The sequence below is a fragment of the Roseibium aggregatum genome (assembly GCF_014692675.1).
In the GTDB taxonomy this organism is placed as follows: Bacteria; Pseudomonadota; Alphaproteobacteria; order Rhizobiales; family Stappiaceae; genus Roseibium; species Roseibium aggregatum_C.
Genome location: NZ_JABFCZ010000002.1, coordinates 107,321 through 128,509, shown reverse-complemented (window position 1 = coordinate 128,509; position 21,189 = coordinate 107,321). Strand labels below are relative to the sequence as shown.

General features: G+C 62.8%; 19 protein-coding genes. 9 read left to right on the top strand and 10 right to left on the bottom strand.

The window, feature by feature from the left end; translation table 11 throughout:
• Nucleotides 1-172 precede the first annotated feature (172 nt).
• From soxB to HK439_RS01730, 8 genes are all read left to right on the top strand, one after another.
• Nucleotides 173-1,864: a thiosulfohydrolase SoxB gene (soxB, locus tag HK439_RS01765; protein WP_190289647.1), complete on the top strand. Its 1,692-nt coding sequence runs from the start codon at nucleotides 173-175 to the stop codon at nucleotides 1,862-1,864.
• 149 nt (nucleotides 1,865-2,013) lie between these two features.
• On the top strand, nucleotides 2,014-3,267 hold the full coding sequence (soxC, locus tag HK439_RS01760; RefSeq protein ID WP_235987518.1) for a sulfite dehydrogenase: 1,254 nt from the start codon (nucleotides 2,014-2,016) through the stop codon (nucleotides 3,265-3,267).
• Nucleotides 3,251-4,378 carry a c-type cytochrome gene (locus HK439_RS01755; RefSeq protein ID WP_190289645.1) on the top strand — a complete coding sequence of 376 codons (1,128 nt, stop codon included), beginning with the start codon at nucleotides 3,251-3,253 and terminating at the stop codon, nucleotides 4,376-4,378. The genes soxC and HK439_RS01755 overlap by 17 nt, the downstream gene beginning before the upstream one ends.
• A gap of 314 nt (nucleotides 4,379-4,692) precedes the next feature.
• Nucleotides 4,693-6,216: a methionine--tRNA ligase gene (gene metG / locus HK439_RS01750; protein WP_190289644.1), complete on the top strand. Its 1,524-nt coding sequence runs from the start codon at nucleotides 4,693-4,695 to the stop codon at nucleotides 6,214-6,216.
• A 427-nt stretch (nucleotides 6,217-6,643) separates the two neighbouring features.
• Nucleotides 6,644-7,438 (top strand): 2-(1,2-epoxy-1,2-dihydrophenyl)acetyl-CoA isomerase PaaG, encoded by a 795-nt coding sequence (gene paaG / locus HK439_RS01745; RefSeq protein ID WP_190289643.1) that lies wholly within the window; start codon nucleotides 6,644-6,646, stop codon nucleotides 7,436-7,438.
• A complete protein-coding gene (paaI, locus tag HK439_RS01740) occupies nucleotides 7,435-7,866 on the top strand; it encodes a hydroxyphenylacetyl-CoA thioesterase PaaI (RefSeq protein WP_209011497.1) in 432 nt (143 codons plus the stop codon). The genes paaG and paaI overlap by 4 nt, the downstream gene beginning before the upstream one ends.
• 42 nt (nucleotides 7,867-7,908) lie before the next feature.
• Nucleotides 7,909-9,219 carry a phenylacetate--CoA ligase PaaK gene (gene paaK, locus HK439_RS01735; RefSeq protein ID WP_190289642.1) on the top strand — a complete coding sequence of 437 codons (1,311 nt, stop codon included), beginning with the start codon at nucleotides 7,909-7,911 and terminating at the stop codon, nucleotides 9,217-9,219.
• A 49-nt stretch (nucleotides 9,220-9,268) separates the two neighbouring features.
• Nucleotides 9,269-9,868 carry a TetR/AcrR family transcriptional regulator gene (locus HK439_RS01730; protein ID WP_190289641.1) on the top strand — a complete coding sequence of 200 codons (600 nt, stop codon included), beginning with the start codon at nucleotides 9,269-9,271 and terminating at the stop codon, nucleotides 9,866-9,868.
• Between the two features lie 334 nt (nucleotides 9,869-10,202).
• On the opposite strand, the gene paaZ is transcribed toward HK439_RS01730, so the two are convergent.
• The 10 genes from paaZ to HK439_RS01680 all read right to left on the bottom strand — a co-directional run bounded on the left by paaZ (nucleotide 10,203) and on the right by HK439_RS01680 (nucleotide 19,647).
• Entirely contained in the window at nucleotides 10,203-12,272 is a 2,070-nt protein-coding gene (gene paaZ / locus HK439_RS01725; protein ID WP_190289640.1) for a phenylacetic acid degradation bifunctional protein PaaZ, read from the bottom strand.
• Nucleotides 12,273-12,296: 24 nt separating this feature from the next.
• Nucleotides 12,297-13,040, bottom strand: a complete 744-nt coding sequence (locus HK439_RS01720) for a Phenylacetic acid catabolic protein (RefSeq protein ID WP_190289772.1) — start codon at nucleotides 13,038-13,040, stop codon at nucleotides 12,297-12,299.
• Nucleotides 13,041-13,076: 36 nt separating this feature from the next.
• Nucleotides 13,077-14,153 carry a 1,2-phenylacetyl-CoA epoxidase subunit PaaE gene (paaE, locus tag HK439_RS01715; protein ID WP_190289639.1) on the bottom strand — a complete coding sequence of 359 codons (1,077 nt, stop codon included), beginning with the start codon at nucleotides 14,151-14,153 and terminating at the stop codon, nucleotides 13,077-13,079.
• A gap of 32 nt (nucleotides 14,154-14,185) precedes the next feature.
• A complete protein-coding gene (gene paaD, locus HK439_RS01710) occupies nucleotides 14,186-14,647 on the bottom strand; it encodes a 1,2-phenylacetyl-CoA epoxidase subunit PaaD (protein WP_190289638.1) in 462 nt (153 codons plus the stop codon).
• 33 nt (nucleotides 14,648-14,680) lie between these two features.
• A complete protein-coding gene (gene paaC, locus HK439_RS01705; RefSeq protein WP_190289637.1) occupies nucleotides 14,681-15,448 on the bottom strand; it encodes a 1,2-phenylacetyl-CoA epoxidase subunit PaaC in 768 nt (255 codons plus the stop codon).
• Nucleotides 15,448-15,753 (bottom strand): 1,2-phenylacetyl-CoA epoxidase subunit PaaB, encoded by a 306-nt coding sequence (paaB, locus tag HK439_RS01700; protein WP_190289636.1) that lies wholly within the window; start codon nucleotides 15,751-15,753, stop codon nucleotides 15,448-15,450. The genes paaC and paaB overlap by 1 nt, the downstream gene beginning before the upstream one ends.
• A 17-nt stretch (nucleotides 15,754-15,770) precedes the next feature.
• Nucleotides 15,771-16,775, bottom strand: coding sequence for a 1,2-phenylacetyl-CoA epoxidase subunit PaaA (gene paaA / locus HK439_RS01695; protein WP_190289635.1), 1,005 nt, complete (start codon nucleotides 16,773-16,775; stop codon nucleotides 15,771-15,773).
• Nucleotides 16,776-16,966: 191 nt separating this feature from the next.
• Nucleotides 16,967-17,872, bottom strand: coding sequence for a PaaX family transcriptional regulator C-terminal domain-containing protein (locus HK439_RS01690; protein ID WP_235987516.1), 906 nt, complete (start codon nucleotides 17,870-17,872; stop codon nucleotides 16,967-16,969).
• A gap of 166 nt (nucleotides 17,873-18,038) precedes the next feature.
• Complete coding sequence (locus tag HK439_RS01685; RefSeq protein WP_190289633.1) at nucleotides 18,039-18,947, bottom strand: sugar kinase; 909 nt, start codon at nucleotides 18,945-18,947, stop codon at nucleotides 18,039-18,041.
• Nucleotides 18,937-19,647, bottom strand: a complete 711-nt coding sequence (locus tag HK439_RS01680; RefSeq protein ID WP_190289632.1) for a GntR family transcriptional regulator — start codon at nucleotides 19,645-19,647, stop codon at nucleotides 18,937-18,939. Before HK439_RS01680 ends, HK439_RS01685 begins: the two co-directional genes overlap by 11 nt.
• Nucleotides 19,648-19,807: 160 nt before the next feature.
• Between HK439_RS01680 and uxaC the strand changes: the two genes are divergently transcribed.
• Nucleotides 19,808-21,172 carry a glucuronate isomerase gene (gene uxaC, locus HK439_RS01675; protein ID WP_235987514.1) on the top strand — a complete coding sequence of 455 codons (1,365 nt, stop codon included), beginning with the start codon at nucleotides 19,808-19,810 and terminating at the stop codon, nucleotides 21,170-21,172.
• Nucleotides 21,173-21,189: the final 17 nt, after the last annotated feature.

The window sequence follows — 21,189 nt, the reverse complement described above, 5'->3', positions numbered from 1 at the left end:
GCCGCCGCGCTTGAAAAAAAACGGGACGGACGGTTCCGCCCCACCAAAACAACAATCATCGGCAACGGCTCCCTCCGGTGCACATCCTTTGTGTGCCAACGGGCGAACCTTGTCCGGTCAAACCGAAGGAAGCGGCTCCCGCGTAGCTGGAAGCCAAGACCTGGAGACGTGTATGTTTTCAAGACGTGAGTTCCTCATGGCGGCAACCGCCACAAGCGCCCTTCTCGGCTCAGGCATGGCGGGCAGCTGGTCGAAGCTGATGGCCCAGCAGGGCTTGAGCGAAGACGCTCTCCTGTCGATGGAACCGACCGGCAACGTAACGCTGGTGCACATCACCGACATTCACGCCCAGCTCAAGCCGCTGTATTTCCGCGAGCCGTCCATCAACCTCGGTATCGGCGACGTCAAGGGCAAACCGCCCCATGTGACCGGCGCCGATTTCCTGAAGCTCTACAACATTGCCCCGGGCTCTCCGGACGCCTATGCGCTCACGTCCGAGGACTTCGTCTCGCTGGCGAAATCCTACGGCAAGATGGGCGGCATGGACCGGGTCGCGACCATCATCAAGCGCATCCGCTCCGAGCGCGGCGACAACATGCTTCTGCTCGATGGCGGAGACACCTGGCAGGGCAGCTACACCTCCAACAAGACCCTCGGCGAGGACATGATTACGGTCATGAACGCGCTGGAGCCGGACGCCATGACCGGCCACTGGGAATTCACCTACGGCACGGACCGGGTAAAGGAAGCCATCGAGGCCCTCCCCTTCCCGTTCCTCGGCTCCAACATCTACGACAACGAATGGGACGAGCCGGCCTTCGAGGCCTGGAAGATGTTCGAACGCGGCGGCACGAAGATCGCGGTTATCGGCCAGGCATTCCCCTACACCCCCATCGCCAACCCCCGCTGGATGATCCCTGGCTGGTCATTCGGCATCCGTGAGGAAGACATCGCCAAGCACGTCGGCGAAGCGCGCGACGAAGGCGCCGAACTCGTTGTTCTTCTCTCCCACAACGGCTTCGATGTGGACCGCAAGCTCGCCTCGCGCGTCGACGGCATCGATGTCATCCTCACGGGCCATACCCACGATGCTCTGCCCGAACCCGTGATCGTCAACAACACGCTGGTGATCGCATCCGGTTCCAACGGCAAGTTCGTGTCCCGCCTCGACCTGGACGTGAAGGACGGCAAGGTCGCCGGCTACAAGTACCGGCTGATCCCGGTCTTCTCCGACGTGATCACGCCCGATGCGGAAATCGCCGCCCTGATCGACGAGGTCCGTGCGCCCTTCGCCGACGAGCTCGCCCGCAAGATCGGCACCACCGAGGACCTGCTCTACCGGCGCGGCAACTTCAACGGCACCTTCGACGACCTGATCTGTCAGGCGCTGCTTGAGGAACGCGACGCCCAGATCGCCCTGTCGCCCGGCTTCCGCTGGGGGACGAGCGTGCTTCCGGGTCAGGACATCACCGTTGAGGATCTCCACAACGCCTGTGCGATGACCTATCCGGCCGCCTACCGCTCGTCCATGAGCGGCCAGACGATCAAGGACATCCTGGAGGACGTCGGCGACAACCTGTTCAACAAGGATCCCTATTACCAGCAGGGCGGCGACATGGTCCGCGTCGGCGGCATGGGCTACACGATCGACCCGAACAAGGAGATCGGCGAGCGCATTTCCAACATGACCCTGCTCGCAACCGGCGAGGCCATCGACCCCGCCAAGGATTACGTGGTCGCCGGCTGGGCCTCCGTCAACGAAGGCACCGAAGGTCCTGCGATCTGGGATGTCGTCGAGAACCACCTGTCCAAGAACCCCGTTGTCAAGCTGCCGGACAACCAGTCCGTCAAGCTTGCCGGCTGAACGGTGCGCTGTGTCTCTCCCCACAGCGCACCACCACCCCGCTCATTCCATTGACTGGAAAACTGCCCTTAACCCGAGGAAATAAGATGAGTGACACCAAGGTTACGGGAAACCCCTTGCAAGATCCGGCTTCGGATCGGGGGCCCAACATGAACCGTCGGTCGCTGTTGAAAGCCGGCCTGACAACCGGCGGCGCCGCCGTTGCCGCTGGCGCATTGACCATTCCGGCCCAGGCCGCCGGCGACCCCGTCATTACCGAAATCCAGGACTGGAACCGCTATCTCGGCGACGGCGTCGACGCTGCGCCCTACGGCAAGCCGTCCGAGTTCGAGGCAAATGTCGTTCGCCGCAACGTCGAGTGGCTAACCGCAGATCCGGTCTCCTCGATCAACTTCACCCCGCTCCATGAACTTGACGGCATCATCACGCCGAACGGGATCTGTTTCGAGCGCCATCACGGTGGCGCGGCGCAGATCAACCCGGCCGATCACCGGCTGATGATCAACGGCCTGGTCGACACGCCGCTCGTGTTCACCATGGAAGACCTGAAGCGCTTCCCGCGCCAGAACCACGTCTACTTCCTCGAATGCGCCGCCAACTCCGGCATGGAATGGCGCGGATCCCAGCTGAACGGCTGCCAGTACACTCACGGCATGATCCACAACGTCATGTACACCGGCATCCCGCTCAAGACGCTGCTCGAAGAAGCCGGCATCAAGACCAACGGCAAGTGGGTTCTCGCCGAAGGGGCTGACGCCGCCGCGATGACCCGCTCCATTCCGATGGAAAAGGCTCTGGAAGACTGCCTTGTCGCCTTCAAGATGAACGGCGAAGCACTGCGTCCGGAACAGGGCTATCCGCTGCGCCTCGTCGTTCCGGGCTGGGAAGGCAACATGTGGGTCAAGTGGCTCCGCCGCCTGGAAGTCGGTGACGAACCGTGGCAGCAGCGCGAAGAAACCTCGAAGTACACGGACCTTCTCGCCAACGGCAAGGCGCGCCGCTTCACCTGGGTCATGGACCCGAAGTCGGTGATCACCTCTCCGAGCCCACAGGCGCCGATCACCCACGGCAAGGGCCCGTTGGTCATCACCGGCGTCGCCTGGTCCGGCAACGGCAAGGTCAAGCGCGTCGATGTCTCCATCGACGGCGGCCGCAACTGGACGACCGCCCGTATCGACGGCCCGAGCCTGTCCAAGTCGATGCACCGTTTCTATCTCGACATCAACTGGGACGGATCCCCGCTTCTGCTCCAGTCACGGGCGATGGACGAGCATGGATACTACCAGCCGACCAAGAACGAACTGCGTGCCGAACGCGGTGAGAACTCGATCTACCACAACAACGGCATCCAGACCTGGCATGTCAAAGCAGACGGGACGGTTGAAAATGTCGAAGTTTCTTAAAACCCTTGCCCTGACGGCGACCCTCCTTTCGCCCCTCGCCCTCTCCCCCGCGCACGCTTCCGGCGATGCGGACAAGGGTGAGAAAGTCTTCAAGAAATGCGCCGCCTGCCATGCGGTCGGCGAAGGCGCGAAGCACAAGGTCGGTCCCGAGCTGAACGACCTGTTCGGCCGCACCGCCGGCAGCCTGGAAGACTACAAGTATTCCAACGGCATGAAGGACGCCGGCGCCGGCGGCCTGGTCTGGAACGAGGAAACCCTCGCCACCTACCTGACCAAGCCGAAGGACATGGTCAAGGGCACCAAGATGGCCTTTGCCGGCCTGAAGAAGGAAAAGGACATTGAAAACGTCCTGGCCTATCTGGCAACCTTCTCGGCGGCGGCTCCGGCCCCGGCCAAGGAATCCGCGGCTCCCGCGGAAGACAAGGGCACGGAAGTGGCTGCCGCGGACGCAGCTCCTGCGGAAACTCCGGCTGCGTCTCCGGTTGCTGGCACCCATGAAGGCGGTGTCTACGGCATCGGCCGCGTGGCGACACCGGACGAAATCGCAGCCTGGGACATCGACGTCCGTCCGGACGGAACGGGTCTGCCGAAAGGCTCCGGCACGGTTGCCGAGGGCGAAGTGCTGTTTACGGACAACTGCGCCGTCTGCCACGGCGACTTCGGCGAGGGCGTCGGCCGTTGGCCGGTTCTGGCCGGCGGTCAGGGCACCTTGAAGGCGGATCGGCCGGTCAAGACCATCGGCTCCTACTGGCCGTATCTGTCGACCGTTTACGACTACGTCCGCCGCGCCATGCCCTTCGGCAACGCCCGCTCGCTGTCCAATGACGACGTCTATGCAATCACGGCCTACCTGCTCTACCTGAACGATCTGGTCGATGACGAGGACTTCGAGCTGTCGGACAAGAACTTCACCGACATTCACCTGCCGAACGAAGAAAACTTCATTGCCGACGACCGCTATGACGAGCCGGTCTATGCAGAGAAGAAGGAGCCGTGCATGAAGGATTGCACCGCCGATGCGGTAACGATCACCATGCGCGCCCGTATTCTGGACGTGACGCCGGGTTCCGGTGATGACGACGAAAACGCAGGTAAAGGCTCTGTCGACTGACAACCGCAACTTTCTGCAGGGGGCACGGGCGCCGAACACGCGCCCGTGCCCTCATCGATTCCGGAGGGCTTTTTGCTGTCGCAACCGCCCCACTTTTCCTAAGACCCTTTCATTCCCATCTATAGGACAACCACTCCTGATACAGGCCGGATAGCGGAAACGGCTCCCTCTCCGGAATTCCCGGCGGCGGGGCTTTTCTTCGCTTCGCGAGTATGAAATATACCGCGGGACCAGTCGTTTCGAACGCGTTGGACCGTTTCTGACGCCAGTCCCCGGGGCTGGCGGTTCCGGCCGCTCCAGAATGAAAGCAACCGATGAAAAGTTACATCACAACTCCGATCTATTACGTCAACGGGTCGCCCCATATCGGACATGCTTTCACCTCCGTGATGGCAGACATCCTGAAGCGCAATCGCGTGGCGATCGGATACGAGCTCCTGCTCTCCACCGGCGTTGACGAGCACGGCCAGAAAAACCAGGAAGCCGCTGCCGATCTCGGCATGGAGATCAAGGACTACCTGGACATGCGCGGCAAGGAATTCCGCGCCGTGTTCGATATGCTCGACGTGAGTTACGACTATTTCGTCCGCACCAGCCGCGAGGGTCACAAGACCGCGGTTGCCGGCATGGAGCAGACGATTTTCGACAAGGATCTGATCGTCAAGAAGCAGTACACCGGCACCTACTGCAAGGGCTGCGAGGAATTCAAGCGGGAGTCCGACCTCACCGAGGACGGCCAGTGTCCGCTGCACCCGACCATGAAGGTCGAACAGACGGATGAGACCAACTACTTCCTCAAGATGGAGCCGTTCCGGGAACGCCTGTTGCAGCACATTGCCGACAATCCGGACTTCGTTCAGCCCCAGGCCTTCCGCAACGAGCTGAAGCAGATGCTGGCCGAGCCGCTGGAGGATCTGTGCATCTCCCGGCCCAAGACCCGTGTGACCCTGGGTGTGGACCTGCCGTTCGACCCGGATTTCGTCACCTATGTCTGGTTCGATGCGCTCGCCAACTACCTGACCAACGTCGGCTGGCCGGACGAAGGCTACGCCGACTGGTGGGCGACCTGCGAACATCTGATCGGCAAGGACATCCTGAAGCCCCATGGCGTCTACTGGCCGATCATGCTGATGGCGGCGGGCATCCCCCTGCCGAAGAAGCTGTCGGTGCACAGCCACTGGGTGGGGGCCGGCGGCGTCAAGATGTCGAAGTCGATCGGCAACGTGGTCGACCCGATCGAAATCGTCGATACGCTCGGCGCCGACGCGCTGCGCTGGTATCTCGCCCGCCACATGCGTTCAGACAGCGACAGCCAGATCTCGGTCGACTTCATCAAGCAGACCTACAACAGCGAGCTTGGCAACAAGATCGGCAACCTCTTGTCGCGTGCTGCGAAGTTCTCCAAGAGCCGCTTCGACGGCAAGGTGCCGGCCGCCGGTCCGCTGTCGGCGGAAGACGAGGCCATCCGCGCCGCCGTCGCGGAAGCGGTCAAGGGTTTCGGCGCCTGGATCGACCTGCCCGACATTCCGCATAACCTGCAAAAGGTGATCACGGTCTGCGACGACATGAACACCTATTTCGCGGAACAGGCCCCGTGGGAGCTGATCAAGAACCCGGAGACGGAAGAACGCTGCCGGACGGTGATCTATGTGACCCTGGATTGTCTCCGACTGGTGTTCGAGGCCCTGCGCCAGGTGATCCCCACCTCCGCCGACCGGGCGCTCGCCATGCTGAATGCGCCGGTCAGCGAGGATAAAGCGTGGAAACCGGCGCTTGACGTCCTCGGACAGGAAACGGATCTCGGCGAGATCGAGAACCTGTTCCCCCGGGCACAGTAAAGCCAAGCTTCAGGCACAGCTTAGCCACTCCCCGCTTGTCATCCCCTACAAGCTCAGCGCGATCGGGGACCCAGTAACCCGTGCCCTCACGGTTCAAACAACCGGCCTCACGGAATACTGGGTCCCGGCTCTCCGCTTCGCTACGGCCGGGATGACCACCGTGGGGTAGACACCTTTTCCTGCCTCTTTCCAACATCCAAAGTCGCGGCGACGTGGATTAGGCCCCGGCTCAAGGCCGGGGTGACGGTTTGTGTGTGGCGCCAAGCCCTGCCTTAACACCGGTATTTGCGTTTACCTCGCCTCCCTCCCCGGACCATAATTTCAAACCTGAAGAATGCGACCAAATGACTGTCAAAATTAATTGACCGGCCGGTCGGACTATGGGAAAGTAGGCCCAATAGGCTGGAGGCCTGCAGGGAGGAGACTTATGAGCGATTCAACCGCTGTGACGGTTGTCGAGGACCAGCGCGTCCTGACACTGACGCTGAACCGTCCGGACAAACTGAATTCCTTCAACGAGGATATGCATTACGCTCTGCGCGCCGGTCTCGAGCGCGCCCGTGACGATGCCAATATCGGCGCGGTGCTGCTGACCGGAGCCGGACGCGGCTTTTGCGCAGGTCAGGATCTCGGCAACCGCGATCCGCGTGCCGGCGGCCCTGCGCCCGATCTCGGCGTGACCCTCGAGACGCTCTACAATCCGACCCTGCGGCTCATGAAATCCATGGAAAAGCCGATCGTCTGCGCCGTCAACGGTGTGGCGGCAGGCGCCGGCGCCAATATCGCGCTGGCCTGCGACATCGTGCTGGCCGCCAAATCGGCGAAATTCATCCAGGCTTTCTCCAAGATCGGTCTGGTGCCCGACGCCGGCGGCAGCTGGTCGCTGACCCATCTGCTCGGCGAAGCCCGCGCCAAGGCGCTGGCGCTCACCGCCGAACCGCTAGCTGCGGAAACCGCGGCCGACTGGGGCATGATCTGGAAGGCCGTCGACGACGACAAGCTGATGGACGAGGCCACCGCTCTTGCCCGCAAGCTTGCCAATGGTCCGACCCTGGGCCTCGGCCTGACCAAGAAGCTCATCCAGGCCGCCTCCACTAACGGTTTCGACGCCCAGATCGACCTTGAGCGCGACTTCCAGCGCGAGGCCGGCAAGAGCGAGGATTACGCGGAAGGCGTCACCGCCTTTCTGGAAAAGCGCGCACCGGAGTTTCGCGGCAAATGACGATGACGCCTCAGGAAATGGCCGATGCCTGTGCCAAGGCCATGTGGGCCAATGACCACGCCAGCCAGAAACTCGGCATGAAACTGGAGCATATCGCGCCGGGCGAAGCGACCATGTCCATGACCATCACCGAGGCCATGTCGAACGGCCAGGGCAACTGTCATGGCGGCTATATCTTCACGCTTTGCGACAGCGCCTTTGCGTTTGCCTGCAACACCTACAACCAGCTCACGGTCGCCCAGCACTGCTCGGTCACCTTCCTGGCGCCCGGCCGCATCGGCGACAGGCTGACCGCCGCTGCCCGGGAGGTTTCCCGCAAGAAGCGCACCGGGCTCTACGACATCACCATCACCAATCAGAACGGCGAGATGATTGCCCGGTTCACCGGCCATTCAGCCACCGTTAAAGGTACGCATCTACCGGAGTAACCGGCGACAAGGCCCGGTACTGCCCGAAAAAGGGAGGAAATCATGGAGGATCTGTCACCTCGTCCCGGCGATCTGGAGCCGATCGAAATCGCCTCGCGCGACGAGATCTCAGCCCTTCAGCTTGAGCGGATGAAGTGGTCGCTTGCCCACGCCTATAACAATTCGCCGTTCTACAAGCAGAAATTCGACGCCCACGGCGTTCATCCGGACGACCTGAAGACCCTGGCGGACCTCGCCAAATTCCCCTTCACGGTCAAGACGGACCTGCGCGACAACTATCCCTTCGGCATGTTCGCCGTGCCGCAGAAGGATGTGGTGCGCATCCACGCCTCTTCCGGCACCACCGGCAAGCCGACCGTTGTCGGCTATACGGCCAAGGACATCGACACCTGGGCCTCCATGGTCGCCCGCTCCATCCGCGCCTCCGGCGGCCGTCCGGGCGACATCGTCCATGTCTCCTACGGCTATGGCCTGTTCACCGGCGGCCTCGGCGCCCATTACGGTGCTGAGAAGCTCGGCTGCACCGTGGTGCCCATGTCGGGCGGCATGACCGAACGCCAGGTGACCCTGATCGACGATTTCAAGCCGCGCATCATCATGGTGACGCCGTCCTACATGCTGTCGATCCTCGACGAGTTCCGCCGCCAGGGCCTCGATCCGCGTGAAAGCTCGCTCGCCGTGGGCATCTTCGGCGCAGAACCGTGGACCAACGCCATGCGCCAGGAGATCGAGCAGGCCTTCGACATGCATGCGGTCGACATTTATGGCCTCTCCGAGGTCATGGGCCCGGGCGTTGCCAACGAATGCGTGGAGACCAAGGACGGACTGCACATCTGGGAAGACCACTTCTATCCGGAAGTGATCGACCCGGTGACCGGCGAGGTCCTGCCTGACGGCGAGGAAGGCGAGCTGGTGTTCACCTCGCTCTCCAAGGAAGCCCTGCCGATCATCCGCTATCGCACCCGCGACCTGACACGGCTGCTGCCGGGCACGGCCCGTTCCATGCGGCGGATGGAAAAGATCACCGGCCGTTCGGACGACATGATCATCCTGCGCGGCGTCAACGTCTTCCCGACCCAGATCGAGGAACAGATCCTGAAATGCGCAGGCCTTGCGCCTCATTTCCAGATCGAGCTCAGCCGCGAAGGCCGCATGGACAACATGACCGTCCACGTGGAATCGACCGAGGCTGCCGCCAGCGCGGATGCCCGCGGCGCTTCAGCGAAGGAACTCGCCCATCACATCAAGAGCGTGATCGGCGTCTCCACCCGCATCGATGTCACCGAACCGGGCGGCGTGGAACGCTCCCAGGGCAAGGCCAAGCGGGTCGTCGACAACCGGCCCAAGGGGTAAGGAGGGGCTTCCCTCCTTGCCAAATCAAGAGCATAGGTGAAGCAAAGGCATGGCCCGGACCCGCGCCAGCGATTTTGAAGACAAGCAGCGCAGCATTCTGGAGAGTGCGGCTGCCGTCTTTGCCGAACAGGGCATGGAGAAGGCCTCCATGTCCCTGGTCGCCAATTCCGCCGGCGTGTCCAAGTCCCTGCTCTACCACTACTACCCGGCCAAGGACGCCCTGATCTTCGCCATCATCCAGAGCCATCTGGAGGATCTGGACGCCGCCGTTGAGGCCGCCGACGATCCGAAGGCTTCGCCGGAAGACCGGCTGCATGCGCTGGTGCGGATCACGCTGGAGAACTACCGGGACGCGGACAACGAGCACAAGGTCCAGCTCAATGCCTCCGTGGCGCTGAACGACGACCAGCGCGACGAAATCCGCGCCATCGAACGGCGTATCGTCCGCCGCTTTTCCTTGATTCTGCGCGAGATCAATCCGTCCCTCGACAACGCGGAACGGCCGCTGCTGATGCCGGTCACCATGTCGCTCTTCGGCATGATGAACTGGGCCTACATGTGGTTCCGCGAAGGCGGCCCGATCACCCGCGACGACTACGCCGACATCGCCACCACCCTGGTGCTGGAAGGCATCAAGGCGGTCAGGTGACCGTCACCCGTTGATAATAACCATAAACTCCCACACGACCTCATGACCGGGCCCTGCCCGGTCATTTTTTTTGGGGGGGTGGCAGCGGGTATGGTGAAGCGAGACAGATACCCCGCCAGGGGTGGTCCAAGGTGCGGCTACGCCTCCCCTAACCGCAGTCATCCCGGAAAAGCCGCGAGGCTTTATCCGGGACCGGGGAGCCACGTCGCTCTCGGTTTGGATCACAGCTCAAACGACAGACCTCGGCTCGCCGATCCCGGATCTCCGCTTTCGCTTCGTCCGGGATGACTATCGTTAGTGGGGCAAGAGAGAGGAAAGCTCCTCGGCCTTCGCCTCAGCTCTCCGCCAGCGGCCAGGTCTTGGCGACCATCGTCAGCACGTCGTAGAGGGCGACGGCGTCGCCGTTCTGGTTGGTGACCTGGCAGTCCCAGCGTACCTCGCCGTAGTCGGCGTTGACGCGCGGGTTGATTTCCTTGGCGGTCAGCTGAACCTGCAGCGTGTCGCCCGGATTGACAGGCGTGAGAAAGCGCAGGTTGTCGACGCCGTAGTTGGCAAGCACAGGACCCGGCGCCGGATCGACGAACAGGCCCGCCGCGAAGGAGACGATCAGGTAGCCATGGGCTACCCGGCCTTCGAAGAACGGGTTCGCCTTAGCTGCCGCCTCGTCCATATGGGCATAGAAGGTGTCGCCGGTGAACTCTGCGAAATGCTCGATGTCCTCCAGCGTGACCTCACGGCTCTCGGTAACGAGCTGATCGCCGATCCTGAGCTCCGCCAAAGACTTGCGGAACGGATGGACGCCGTCCTTGTTGACGTCGGCGCCGTCCATCCAGCGGCCGGTGACGGCCGACAGCAGCCGCGGCACGCCCTGGACGGCGGTGCGCTGCATGTAATGCTTGACGCCGCGCATGCCGCCGAGTTCCTCCCCGCCCCCTGCCCGGCCCGGTCCGCCATGGACCAGCATCGGCAGCGGAGATCCGTGGCCTGTGGAGCTTTTGGCGCTGGCGCGATTGCCGATCATGACACGGCCGTGGAACGGCGCCATGCCGAGCACCACCTCTTCTGCGACGTGTGGATCGTTGGTAAAGACGGAGGCGACCAGAGAGCCCTTGCCCTTGTGGGTGAGGTCTACGGCTTCCTCGATCGTGTCGTAAGGCATGACGGTCGATACCGGACCGAAGGCCTCGACATCGTGCACGGCCTTCGCCTCGAACGGCTTGGCGCAGTAAAGCAGCACCGGGTTGAGGAACGCGCCCTTGTCCGCATCGCCCGAGGCGACCTGGACGGCATCAGGCGCACCGGCGACGATTTCTGCGTCGCACGTCAGGTCCTTGATCCGGTCGCGTACCTCGTCGCGCTGGTCGAGGCTGGCGAGCGCGCCCATGCGGGTTGCCTCGTTGGCCGGATCTCCGACGACCGTCTTGCCGAGGCGTTCGGTCAGGGCCGCGACCAGTGCATCCACATGGGCGCGCGGTGCGATCACCCGGCGGATGGCGGTGCATTTCTGCCCGGCCTTGACCGTCATTTCCCTGGCAACTTCCTTGACGAAGAGATCGAACTCCTCCGTACCGGGACCGGCATCGGTGCCCAGGATCGCCGCGTTCAGGCTGTCGGCCTCCATGGTGAAGCGGACCGAATTCTCGATGATCGCCTGCTGCGCCTTGAGCATGCGCCCGGTGGAGGCGGACCCGGTGAAGGTGACCACGTCCTGACAGGTGACGTGATTAAGCAGATCCCCGGTGGAGCCGCAGATGAGCTGCAGCGCGCCTTCCGGCAGGATGCCGGTCTCCACGATGCGGCGGACCATCAGCTCGGTCAGATAGGCGGTCTGGCTGGCCGGCTTGACGATCGCCGGCATACCGGCGAGCAGCGTCGGCGCGATCTTTTCCAGCATGCCCCAGCAGGGAAAATTGAAGGCGTTGATGTGGACGGCAACGCCATGGAGCGGCGTCAGGATGTGCTGGGCGGAGAAGCTGGAATCCTTCGACAGCGGCTCCACCGGCCCATCGACCAGCACCTTGGTATTCGGCAGTTCCCGGCGCCCCTTCGAAGCATAATTCATCAGGGTGACGATGCCGCCCTCGATATCGACCCAGCCGTCCGCGCGGGTCGCACCGGTCGCAAGGCTCTCGGCGTAGAACTCTTCCTTCTTTTCCATCAGCGCCAGGCCGATGGCCTTCAGCATCAGCGCGCGCTCGTGGAACGACATGGCGCGCAGGCTCGCGCCAGCCTTCTCCCGACCGAAGGCCAGCATCTCGGCGAAATCGATGCCGCTTGAATCGATGAAGGCGACCGGTTCCCCGGTCGCCGCGTTCAACAGCGGTTTGCCCTCAGCCGCGCCCGGGGTCCACCCCCCGCAGACATAGCTCTCCAGGCGGCGCGGCGTCCCTGCATGTGCAGTCATGAAATTCCCCTCGTTTGATTTCGCTCAGCCAAGACCCAAAGCCGACAGTTTGCTGTCGACCTTGTCCGTCCACCTGGCGAGCAAGTCTTCATTCGGTGTGTGACGCAACCCGAAGCGTTTCAGCGTGTCGAACCGGGCGGAGCCGGCAACGCCGAACGTGACCGCCACCCGCGGCCGCCAATAGGCGATCGATGCCCTGGCCGTTTCCTTTTCCGCCGTGTCGGCTGCGATCTGTTCCAGACCCTCAAGGCCCAGTTCGGCATGACGGTTTTCCCGCGGCGCGATCTCACGGAAGGCGGTTGCAAGCGGTCCGTAGGAGACCTTGACGAGTTCCTCCAGCTGGACGCCGGTGGCAAGCCCCATCAGCACGTTCATCACCACCGCATCGGTCCAGCCGGTAAACGGATAGTGGAACACCGACAGGCGCATGTCGCCGCCGTGGCGGGCCGCCCCCAGGTCCGCGTCCCGGTCAAGCCGTTCCGCCCAGGGCTGGTGGACGGCATAGCGCCCCATATCGGCGCCGAATTCGCCCATGATCTTGAGCACCCGCTCGGCGTGATCGGCCTTTTCCAGAACGATCCGAGCAGCGGCGATGCGCTGCTTGATCCCGGGTGCGGTGTTGATCACATCGGCAAAGCCGGCGGAACCGGCCAGTTCGCTGTCGACGAACGAGGCCATCAGGCGCATCAGTTCGCCGCGATAGCGGGCCGGCGCGTTGGACGGGCTCGTCAGAACCCCGCCCTGTTCGAGATAGCTCTCGATGCTCATGTCTTCCATGACCGTGTCCTCCCTTGACCCCGCTTGTTACTGATCGTAGTCGACGACGACCTTGTCCGTCACCGGGTAGGACTGGCAGGAAAGCACATAGCCCTTCTCCACCTCGTAGTCCTCAAGCGCATGGTTGGCGGTCATCTCCACCTCGCCCTCCAGCACCTTGCAGCGGCAGGTGGAGCAGACCCCGGCCTTGCAGGCATAGGGCGCGTCCAGGTTGTTCTGCAGCGCCGCGTCCAGGATCGAGGTGTCCTTGGACATCCTGATCGTCTGGGTCGAGCCGTCCAGCGTGATCGCGGTGGTAGTCTCGTGATCCGCGTTGGCACCTTCCTTTGAGACGACCTTGCGCTTCGCCCGCCCGGGCTGGGCGGAGGCGAACAGCTCGAACTTGATCTGGCTGTCGTCGAGACCGGCCTTGCGCAGGGCCGAGGCGATGCCGAGCATCATCGGCTCGGGACCGCAGATGAAGGCGGTGTCGACGCTCTCGATATCGACCCAGCCGGTCTTGAAGAGCTCGGCGCATTTTTCTTCTGTCACCAGGCCGGTGAAGAGATCGATATCCTGCGCGTCCGCCTCCAGCACGTGGATGACGTTGAAGCGGCCGAGATACATGTTCTTGAGGTCTTCCAGTTCCTCGCGGAACATGATCGTGTTCACCGCCTTGTTGGCATAGACCAGCGTGAACACCGACTTCGGCTCGCGCGCCAGCGTGGTCTTCAGGATCGACAGCACCGGGGTGATGCCGGAGCCGCCGGCAAAGCCGAGATAATGCTTCGCGGCGGACGGATCGATCTCGGTGTGGAACGCGCCCATGGGGGGCATGGCCTGGATCGTGTCGCCGATCTTGAGGTCTTCGTTGGCCCAGGTGGAAAAGGCGCCGCCATCCACCCGCTTGATGCCGACCTGGAGGAGACCTTCGTCCTTGCCCGAACAGATCGAGTAGGACCGGCGCAACTCCTCGCCGTCGAAATCGCGGCGGAAGGTCAGGTACTGGCCTTGCGTGAAGTCGAATTCCGCCGCCGCGCCATTGACCGGCTGCAGCGTGACGACCACCGCATCGCGAATGGTCTTGCGGACATCGACAACTTCAAGATCGTGAAAGCGCGCCATGGGTTCCTCCCGTTTACCGGTCTCAGCCGGATTCAGATGCACTTGAAATATTCGAAGGGTTCCAGGCAGTCCGTGCAGCGCCATTGCGCCTTGCACGGGGTGGAACCGAACTGGCTCAGTTTTTCCACGTTGGGACTGCCGCAGTGGGGGCAGCGTTCGGGACCGCCCGCCGGCTGAGGCGGGGCGATGCCGTATTTCTCCAGCTTTTCCCGGCCCTTTTCAGACATCCAGTCGGTGGTCCAGGCCGGATCGAGCTGGTTGCGTAATTCGATCTTCGTCAGCCCCTTGTCGCGAAGCGCCGTTTCGATATCGAGATTGATGATGCTGGTCGCCGGACAGCCGGAATAGGTCGGGGTCACGGTCACCACACAGGTGTCGCCTTCCCAGTCCACGTTCCGGATGATGCCGAGATCCGCCAGCGTCAGGACAGGAATCTCGGGGTCTGGAACAGCCTCCAGCCATTCCCAGACCTGTTCGGTCGAAGGATGTGCCATCGTTTTGGCTCCCTGGAGCGCGTTATACCTGGATCACCACTCGCAGCCCGGATAGGCCCGCTGCAGCCACTGCATCTCGCACAGGAGGTGTCCCAGATGCTCGGTGTGCATGTAGCCGTTCCGCCCGCCCTTGTGGGCAAACTTGCCCTCGGGAATGGTCAGCGTTGCATCGGCAAGCACACGGCCCACCAGCGCATCGTAGTCGGCCCTGAGGCCTGACGGCTCCGGCGCGACACCCGCGGAAGCCATGGCCCGGTCGATGTCGTCGGTCTCGAACATCTCGCCCACATAGGGCCACAGATAGTCGAGAGCGGCCTGCATGCGCCTGTGGCTTTCCGGCGTGCCGTCGCCCAGACCCACCACCGTGTCGGCGGAGCGTTCCAGGTGATAGGCCACTTCCTTCGATGCCTTCTGGGCGATCGCGCGGACCTCGTCATCGCTCGACTTGAGCAGATGACCGAGGATGATCGAGTGATAAGCGTCGAACAGGAACTGGCGCATCAGGGTCTGGCCGAAGTCGCCGTTCGGCAATTCGACGAGAAGCACGTTGCGCAGGTCCCAGGCATCGCGCAGGAAGGCCAGATCGTCGGCCGACTTGCCCTCGCCCTGCACCTTGCCGGCATAGTCCAGCCACATCTTCGTCTGGCCGAGCAGGTCGAGCGCGGTGTTGGCGAGTGCGATGTCTTCTTCCAGGATCGGCGAATGACCGCACCATTCGGACACCCGGTGTCCGAGGATCAGCGTGTTATCGCCCATCCGCACCAGGAATTCGAAAAGAGCTTTGTTGTCGACATCAGCCATCACATGTGCCCCACTTCATCGGGAATGTCGAAGAAGGTCGGGTGACGGTAGACCTTGCTTTCCGACGGCTCGAAGAACGGGCCCTTCTCGCCGGGCGCGGTGGCCGCGATATGCTTGGCCTCGACCACCCAAATCGAGACGCCTTCGTTGCGGCGCGTATAGACATCACGGGCGTTCTTGATCGCCATCTCGGCATCCGGCGCATGCAGGGAGCCCACGTGACGGTGGCTCATGCCGTGCTGGCCGCGGATGAAGACTTCCCACAGGGGCCATTCGGAGCGGCTCGGTGTTGTTTCGTTGCTCATTGGTGCCTCCTCCTTAATTATTCAGCGGCGATCTTGGCCGCGTCCTTGCGGGCCTGTTTCTTGCGGGCGTGCGCCATCAGGCCGTCGCGAACCCATTCGCCGTCTTCCCAGGCGCCGACACGGTCCTTCATGCGGTCCGTATTGCACGGTCCGTTGCCCTTGAGGACGTTGAAGAACTCGCTCCAGTCCGGATCGCTGAAGTCGTAGTGGCCGCGTTCCTCGTTCCACTTGATGTTCGGGTCGGGTAGCTCCAGACCGAGATAGAGGATCTGCGGCACGGTCTGGTCCACGAACTGCTGGCGCAGCTCGTCATTGGTCTTGATCTTGATCTTCCAGGCCATGGACTGTTCGGAATGGACAGAGTCCTTGTCCGACGGGCCGAACATCATCAGGGCCGGGAACCACAGGCGATTGACCGCGTGCTGCGCCATTCGCTTCTGCTCCGGCGTGCCGAAGGCCATCTTCATGATCGCGCTGTAGCCCTGGCGCGCATGGAAGCTTTCTTCCTTGCAAATCCGGATCATGGCGCGGCTGTAGGGGCCATAGGAGGTCCGCTGCAGGGCGACCTGGTTGATGATGGCGGCGCCATCCACCAGCCAGCCGACCGCACCGATATCGGCCCAGTTCAGCGTCGGATAGTTGAAGATCGAGGAATATTTCATCTTCCCGGCGTGGAGCATCTCGACCATCTCGTCGCGGCTCACACCGAGCGTCTCGGCGGCGGAATAGAGATAGAGGCCGTGGCCGGCTTCGTCCTGCACCTTGGCGAGCAGGATCATCTTGCGCTCCAGTGTCGGCGCACGGGTGATCCAGTTGCCTTCCGGCAGCTGGCCGACAACTTCGGAATGGGCATGCTGGCCGATCTGGCGGATCAGGGTGCGGCGGTAGTCTTCGGGCATCCAGTCGCGCGGCTCGATCTTGATGTCCGCATCGATCTTTGCCTGAAAGGCGGCTTCTTCGGGGCTCATGTCCTCACGGGATTTGACGCCGTCCGAAGCGGTCTTGACCATTTGCGCGTACATGCGCCCTCCTCCTCAATTCGCATCCGTACGACCGGTCAGGGGCTGCTTTTCAGCGGGCAAAACCCATTCGTCGACCGATCGGTCATGAATATATAACGTACAAAACATCACATAAAAAGAGTTTTCTTATCAATTCTGTGATGCTTTCAGTCCGAAACGCCCGAAAGCGGCGGAAACCTCTTGAAAACGGCTCAAGCTTCGATGGTATTTCCGGCGATCGTCCGCAACCGCTTTTCGGTCGCCTCGGTACTGGCCGGCAGTATACCGGAAACGCTTTGAAGATGCATGCCCGTATGCCGGTCGGTCTCCGGCGCCAGCCGCCGGTAGAGTTCGGCGAACAGGGTCCGCGCTTCATATCCGGGCCAATTCTCAGGCAGGGCGTCGACCGGAAGGCGCGGATCGCGCAGGAGCACGAAACGGTAGTCGTGGACGAGCATCAGCCGGGCGGTCATCGCATCGGCGCCGTGAAGCGGCTCGCCGGAAGCAAGATAGCTCGAGAGCCGGCCGTAACGCTCGAGGAATACGCTATAGGCATCGGCCAACGACTCGAGATCCCAATATCTGGAGGCGAAAGCCGGAAGCTCTTCAGCCCCGGCAACGGTTTCCGCCCGAAACACCGGCCCCGGCAGCCCGCTCCTCGCGGGAACCGTGCTCGGGGCCCGGTCCGGCCCGATCAGAAAGGCGCCGGCAACGGCAAAGCCCTGGCGCAGGAAGCCCGCTTCCTGTTCCGCCGGAGGACGCGGCGCGATGAGGAAGGCTTCCGGCGCCGGTTCGGGATCGAAGAGAATTCTTGCAGCCTGAAGGAATTCCACCCGGGCCCGGTCCGTCAGCCGGTAGAAGCTGCGCCGCCCGTCGCGCTCGCCGGACAGCTGGCCCGCCGAAACGAGACGGGAAACGGCCGTCCGCACCAGACTTTCGCTGATCCCGATAGTTCCGCAAACCTCGATCAGGTTGCCCATCCACAGCACGCCGCCGCGCGGTTCGACAATGTCGCCATAGATGGTGACGATGAAACCGGCCGCACGCGGCGGCTCAGGCCAAAGCTGCTTCAGGACCGCCGGCACCGTGTCCGCGGCGGCCCGTTCCTTATTCCTCAAATTCCTGCGTCTCCTGGAGCGGTGTGACGGAAAGGCCCCAAAAGACACTTTTGCAGCGCCGCTTGCAAGAGCAAGGAACGGAACCGCCCCCACATTCGGCGTCATTACCCCGCGCAGTTCGCCGGGTGATGACGCTGAGCGGGAGGCAAAGCATTACAGTAACGACCTAGACCGCCTGCGAAATATCCACCAGCGCACCACGCCGGCCGATGACCCGGGCGGCAAGCCGGGAACCGGCTGCGACTGACGTTTCAAGGTCCGTACCCTGAAGATGGCTGGCGAGGAAGGCGGCGTTGAAACTGTCACCGGCAGCCGTCGTGTCGACGACCTCGGTCACCGGCGGCACCTGGAAGGTCCAGGTTGCGCCATCGGACTGCCACAAGACCTCACCCGGCCCGTTCTTGACGATCACCAGCGGCACCCCGGCTTGGGTATACCGGTTCACGGTCTCGGTCGGGCCGGCGTCACCGAAATACGTCGCCTCGTCCTCGAAGGACGGCAGGACGATGTCGCTGACGGCAGCGGCCGCCATGACCGTGGCGCACATGGCTTCACCTGTCTCCCACAGCCTGGGACGCAGGTTCGGGTCGAAGGCGACAGTCGCCCCCTTGTTCCGGGCCGCCCGCACGGCCTCCAGGAATCCGCCGCGCTGCTCCTTGGGCAGGATTGCGAGCGTGATGCCGGAAAAATAGAGCACATCCGCTGCCGCCAGGGCCGCATCGAGCCTTGCCCGGTCGCGGGCAAGCTGCCGGGCTGCGGAATCGGAACGCCAGTAGGAAAAGCTGCGCTCGCCGTCATTGAGCTGGATGATGTAGAGCCCGACCGTCCGGTCATTATCGCGCTGGACATAGTCCGTGCGGATCCCGGCATCTTCGAAGAAGGCCAGCATCTCCTCGGAAACGGAATCCCGGCCCACGCCGGTCAGATAGGAGACGTCCCATCCCTCCGACAGAAGACGGCGCGCGTACCAGGCCGTGTTCAGGGTATCACCGGCAAAGCCCAGCCGGTAGGTCCCCTCGCCCGTCGGCGCCATTTCGACCATGCATTCGCCGATGGCGAGAAAATTACGCGTCAACGTCCGGGTCTCCGGCAAAGAACTGGGAATGTTCGTCCCTGATCCGCGGAAGCTGCTCCAGGATCCGGGACAGGTGCTTGCGCATCAGCTTGACGGCGCTTTGCGTATCGCGGTTCCGGATGGCCTCCATGACCTCCACATGATCGTCATACGCATGGCGCGAGCCGAAGGACAGCGACAGGAACCGCACCCGGTCCATATGGGCCTTGTTCTCGCGGATGAGGTCCCAGGCAAAGCCAAGGCCGGAACGCTCGCAGATTTCCTTGTGAAACCGGTCGTCCAGATCGTGGAAGGTCTCCGCGTCTTTCGCCTCGATCGCCCGCCGCTGCCCTTCCAGGATTTCGTCGAGCGCCTTGATATCGTCGTCGGTCAGCCGCTCGCAGGCGGTCCGCACCGTTTCCGCCTCGATGGCGCTGCGGACGAATCTCGCCTGATGCACCGCCTTTTCGGAAATCTGCGACACGGTGGTCGCCCGTTGCGGCCGGATCGACAGGAAGCCGAGCTTCGACAGCCGGTAGAAGGCATCCCTCACCGGCTGGCGCGACACGCCCAGCGCCTTGGCCACTTCCACTTCAGACATCTTGGTTCCCGGCGGCAGTTCCAGCGACAGGATCTGCCGGTGCAATTCGTCGAAAACCGTATCGGCAACCGACGGTCGGTTCAGTGGCTCCAGGACCCGCAAGGGGCTCGTTCCGGTCATACGTTCGCTCCGTTGACTCGATCTGAATACTAGCATATTACTAAACTACGCCGATTGAAAGACCCTTGGGAAAATTGCCGAAAACGGCAAGCGGGAATCGGCAACGGGGAGGATTATTGTGGCATTGTTGGCCTCAGACAGGTTGTTTCCGACAGATCCGATGACACGCGATATCGCGCGTTCACTCTACCAGTCGGTCGCGGAAAAGCCGATTATCAGCCCCCACGGCCACACGGATCCGCGCTGGTATGCGGAAAACCAGCCGTTTGCCGATCCCGCACAGCTGTTCATTACTCCAGACCACTATGTCTTCCGCATGCTGTTCTCCCAGGGCGTAAGCCTTGAAAGCCTCGGAGTCCCGCGCGCCGACGGCGGCTGGACGGAGACCGATGGTCGCAAGATCTGGCGCGTGTTCGCCGAGAATTATTACCTTTTCCGCGCCACCCCCTCGCGCATGTGGCTTGATCACGCCTTCCAGGACGTGTTCGGGATGACCACGCCGATTTCCGCGGAAACGGCGGACGAAACCTACGATCACATCGCCGACTGCCTGACCCGGCCGGAGTTTACGCCTCGAGCATTATTCAATCGATTTAATATTGAGGCAATCGCGACGACCGAAAGCCCGCTCGACGACTTGCGCTGGCACAGGATGATCCGCGACAGCGGCTGGGACGGACGTGTTGTCACCGCCTACCGGCCGGACCCTGTCGTCGATCCGGAATTTGCCGGCTTTGCCGAAAACGTCGAACGGCTCGGCGCCCTCACCGGCGAGAACACCACCAGCTGGCAGGGCTACCTTCAGGCCCACCGTATCCGCCGCGCCTATTTCAAGGAATTCGGCGCGACCTCCTCCGACCACGGCCACGCCACAGCGCGCACCGAAGATCTGCCCGCAGCGGACGCTGCCGCCCTGTTCGACAAGGCGCTCAAGGGCACCTGCACGCCTGAGGAGGCGGATGCCTTCCGCGGCCACATGCTCACCGAAATGGCCCGCATGAGCCTGGAGGACGGACTGGTCCTGCAGATCCATCCGGGCAGCTACCGCAATCACTCCGGCCCGATCTCTGCCGCCTTCGGCCGCGACAAGGGCTTCGATATTCCGACCCGCACCGATTATGTCCGCGCGCTGAAGCCGCTTCTGGACGCCGTTGGGCTGGAACGGGACCTCACCATCATTCTCTTCACCCTGGACGAAACCAGTTACGCCCGCGAACTGGCGCCCCTTGCCGGCGTTTATCCAGCGCTGAAGCTCGGTCCCGCCTGGTGGTTCTACGACAGCCCGGAAGGCATGCGCCGGTTCCGGGAAATGACCACCGAAACGGCCGGGTTCTACAACACCGTCGGCTTCAACGACGACACCCGCGCCTTCTGCTCCATCCCTGCCCGCCACGACGTGGCCCGCCGGGTGGACTGCGCCTATCTCGCAACCCTGGTCGCCACGGGGCGGCTCGCGGAAGACGAGGCATATGAGGTCGCCACAGACCTCGCTTACCGGCTTGCCAAGCAAGCCTACCGGCTCTGATGAGCCAATTTCATGGG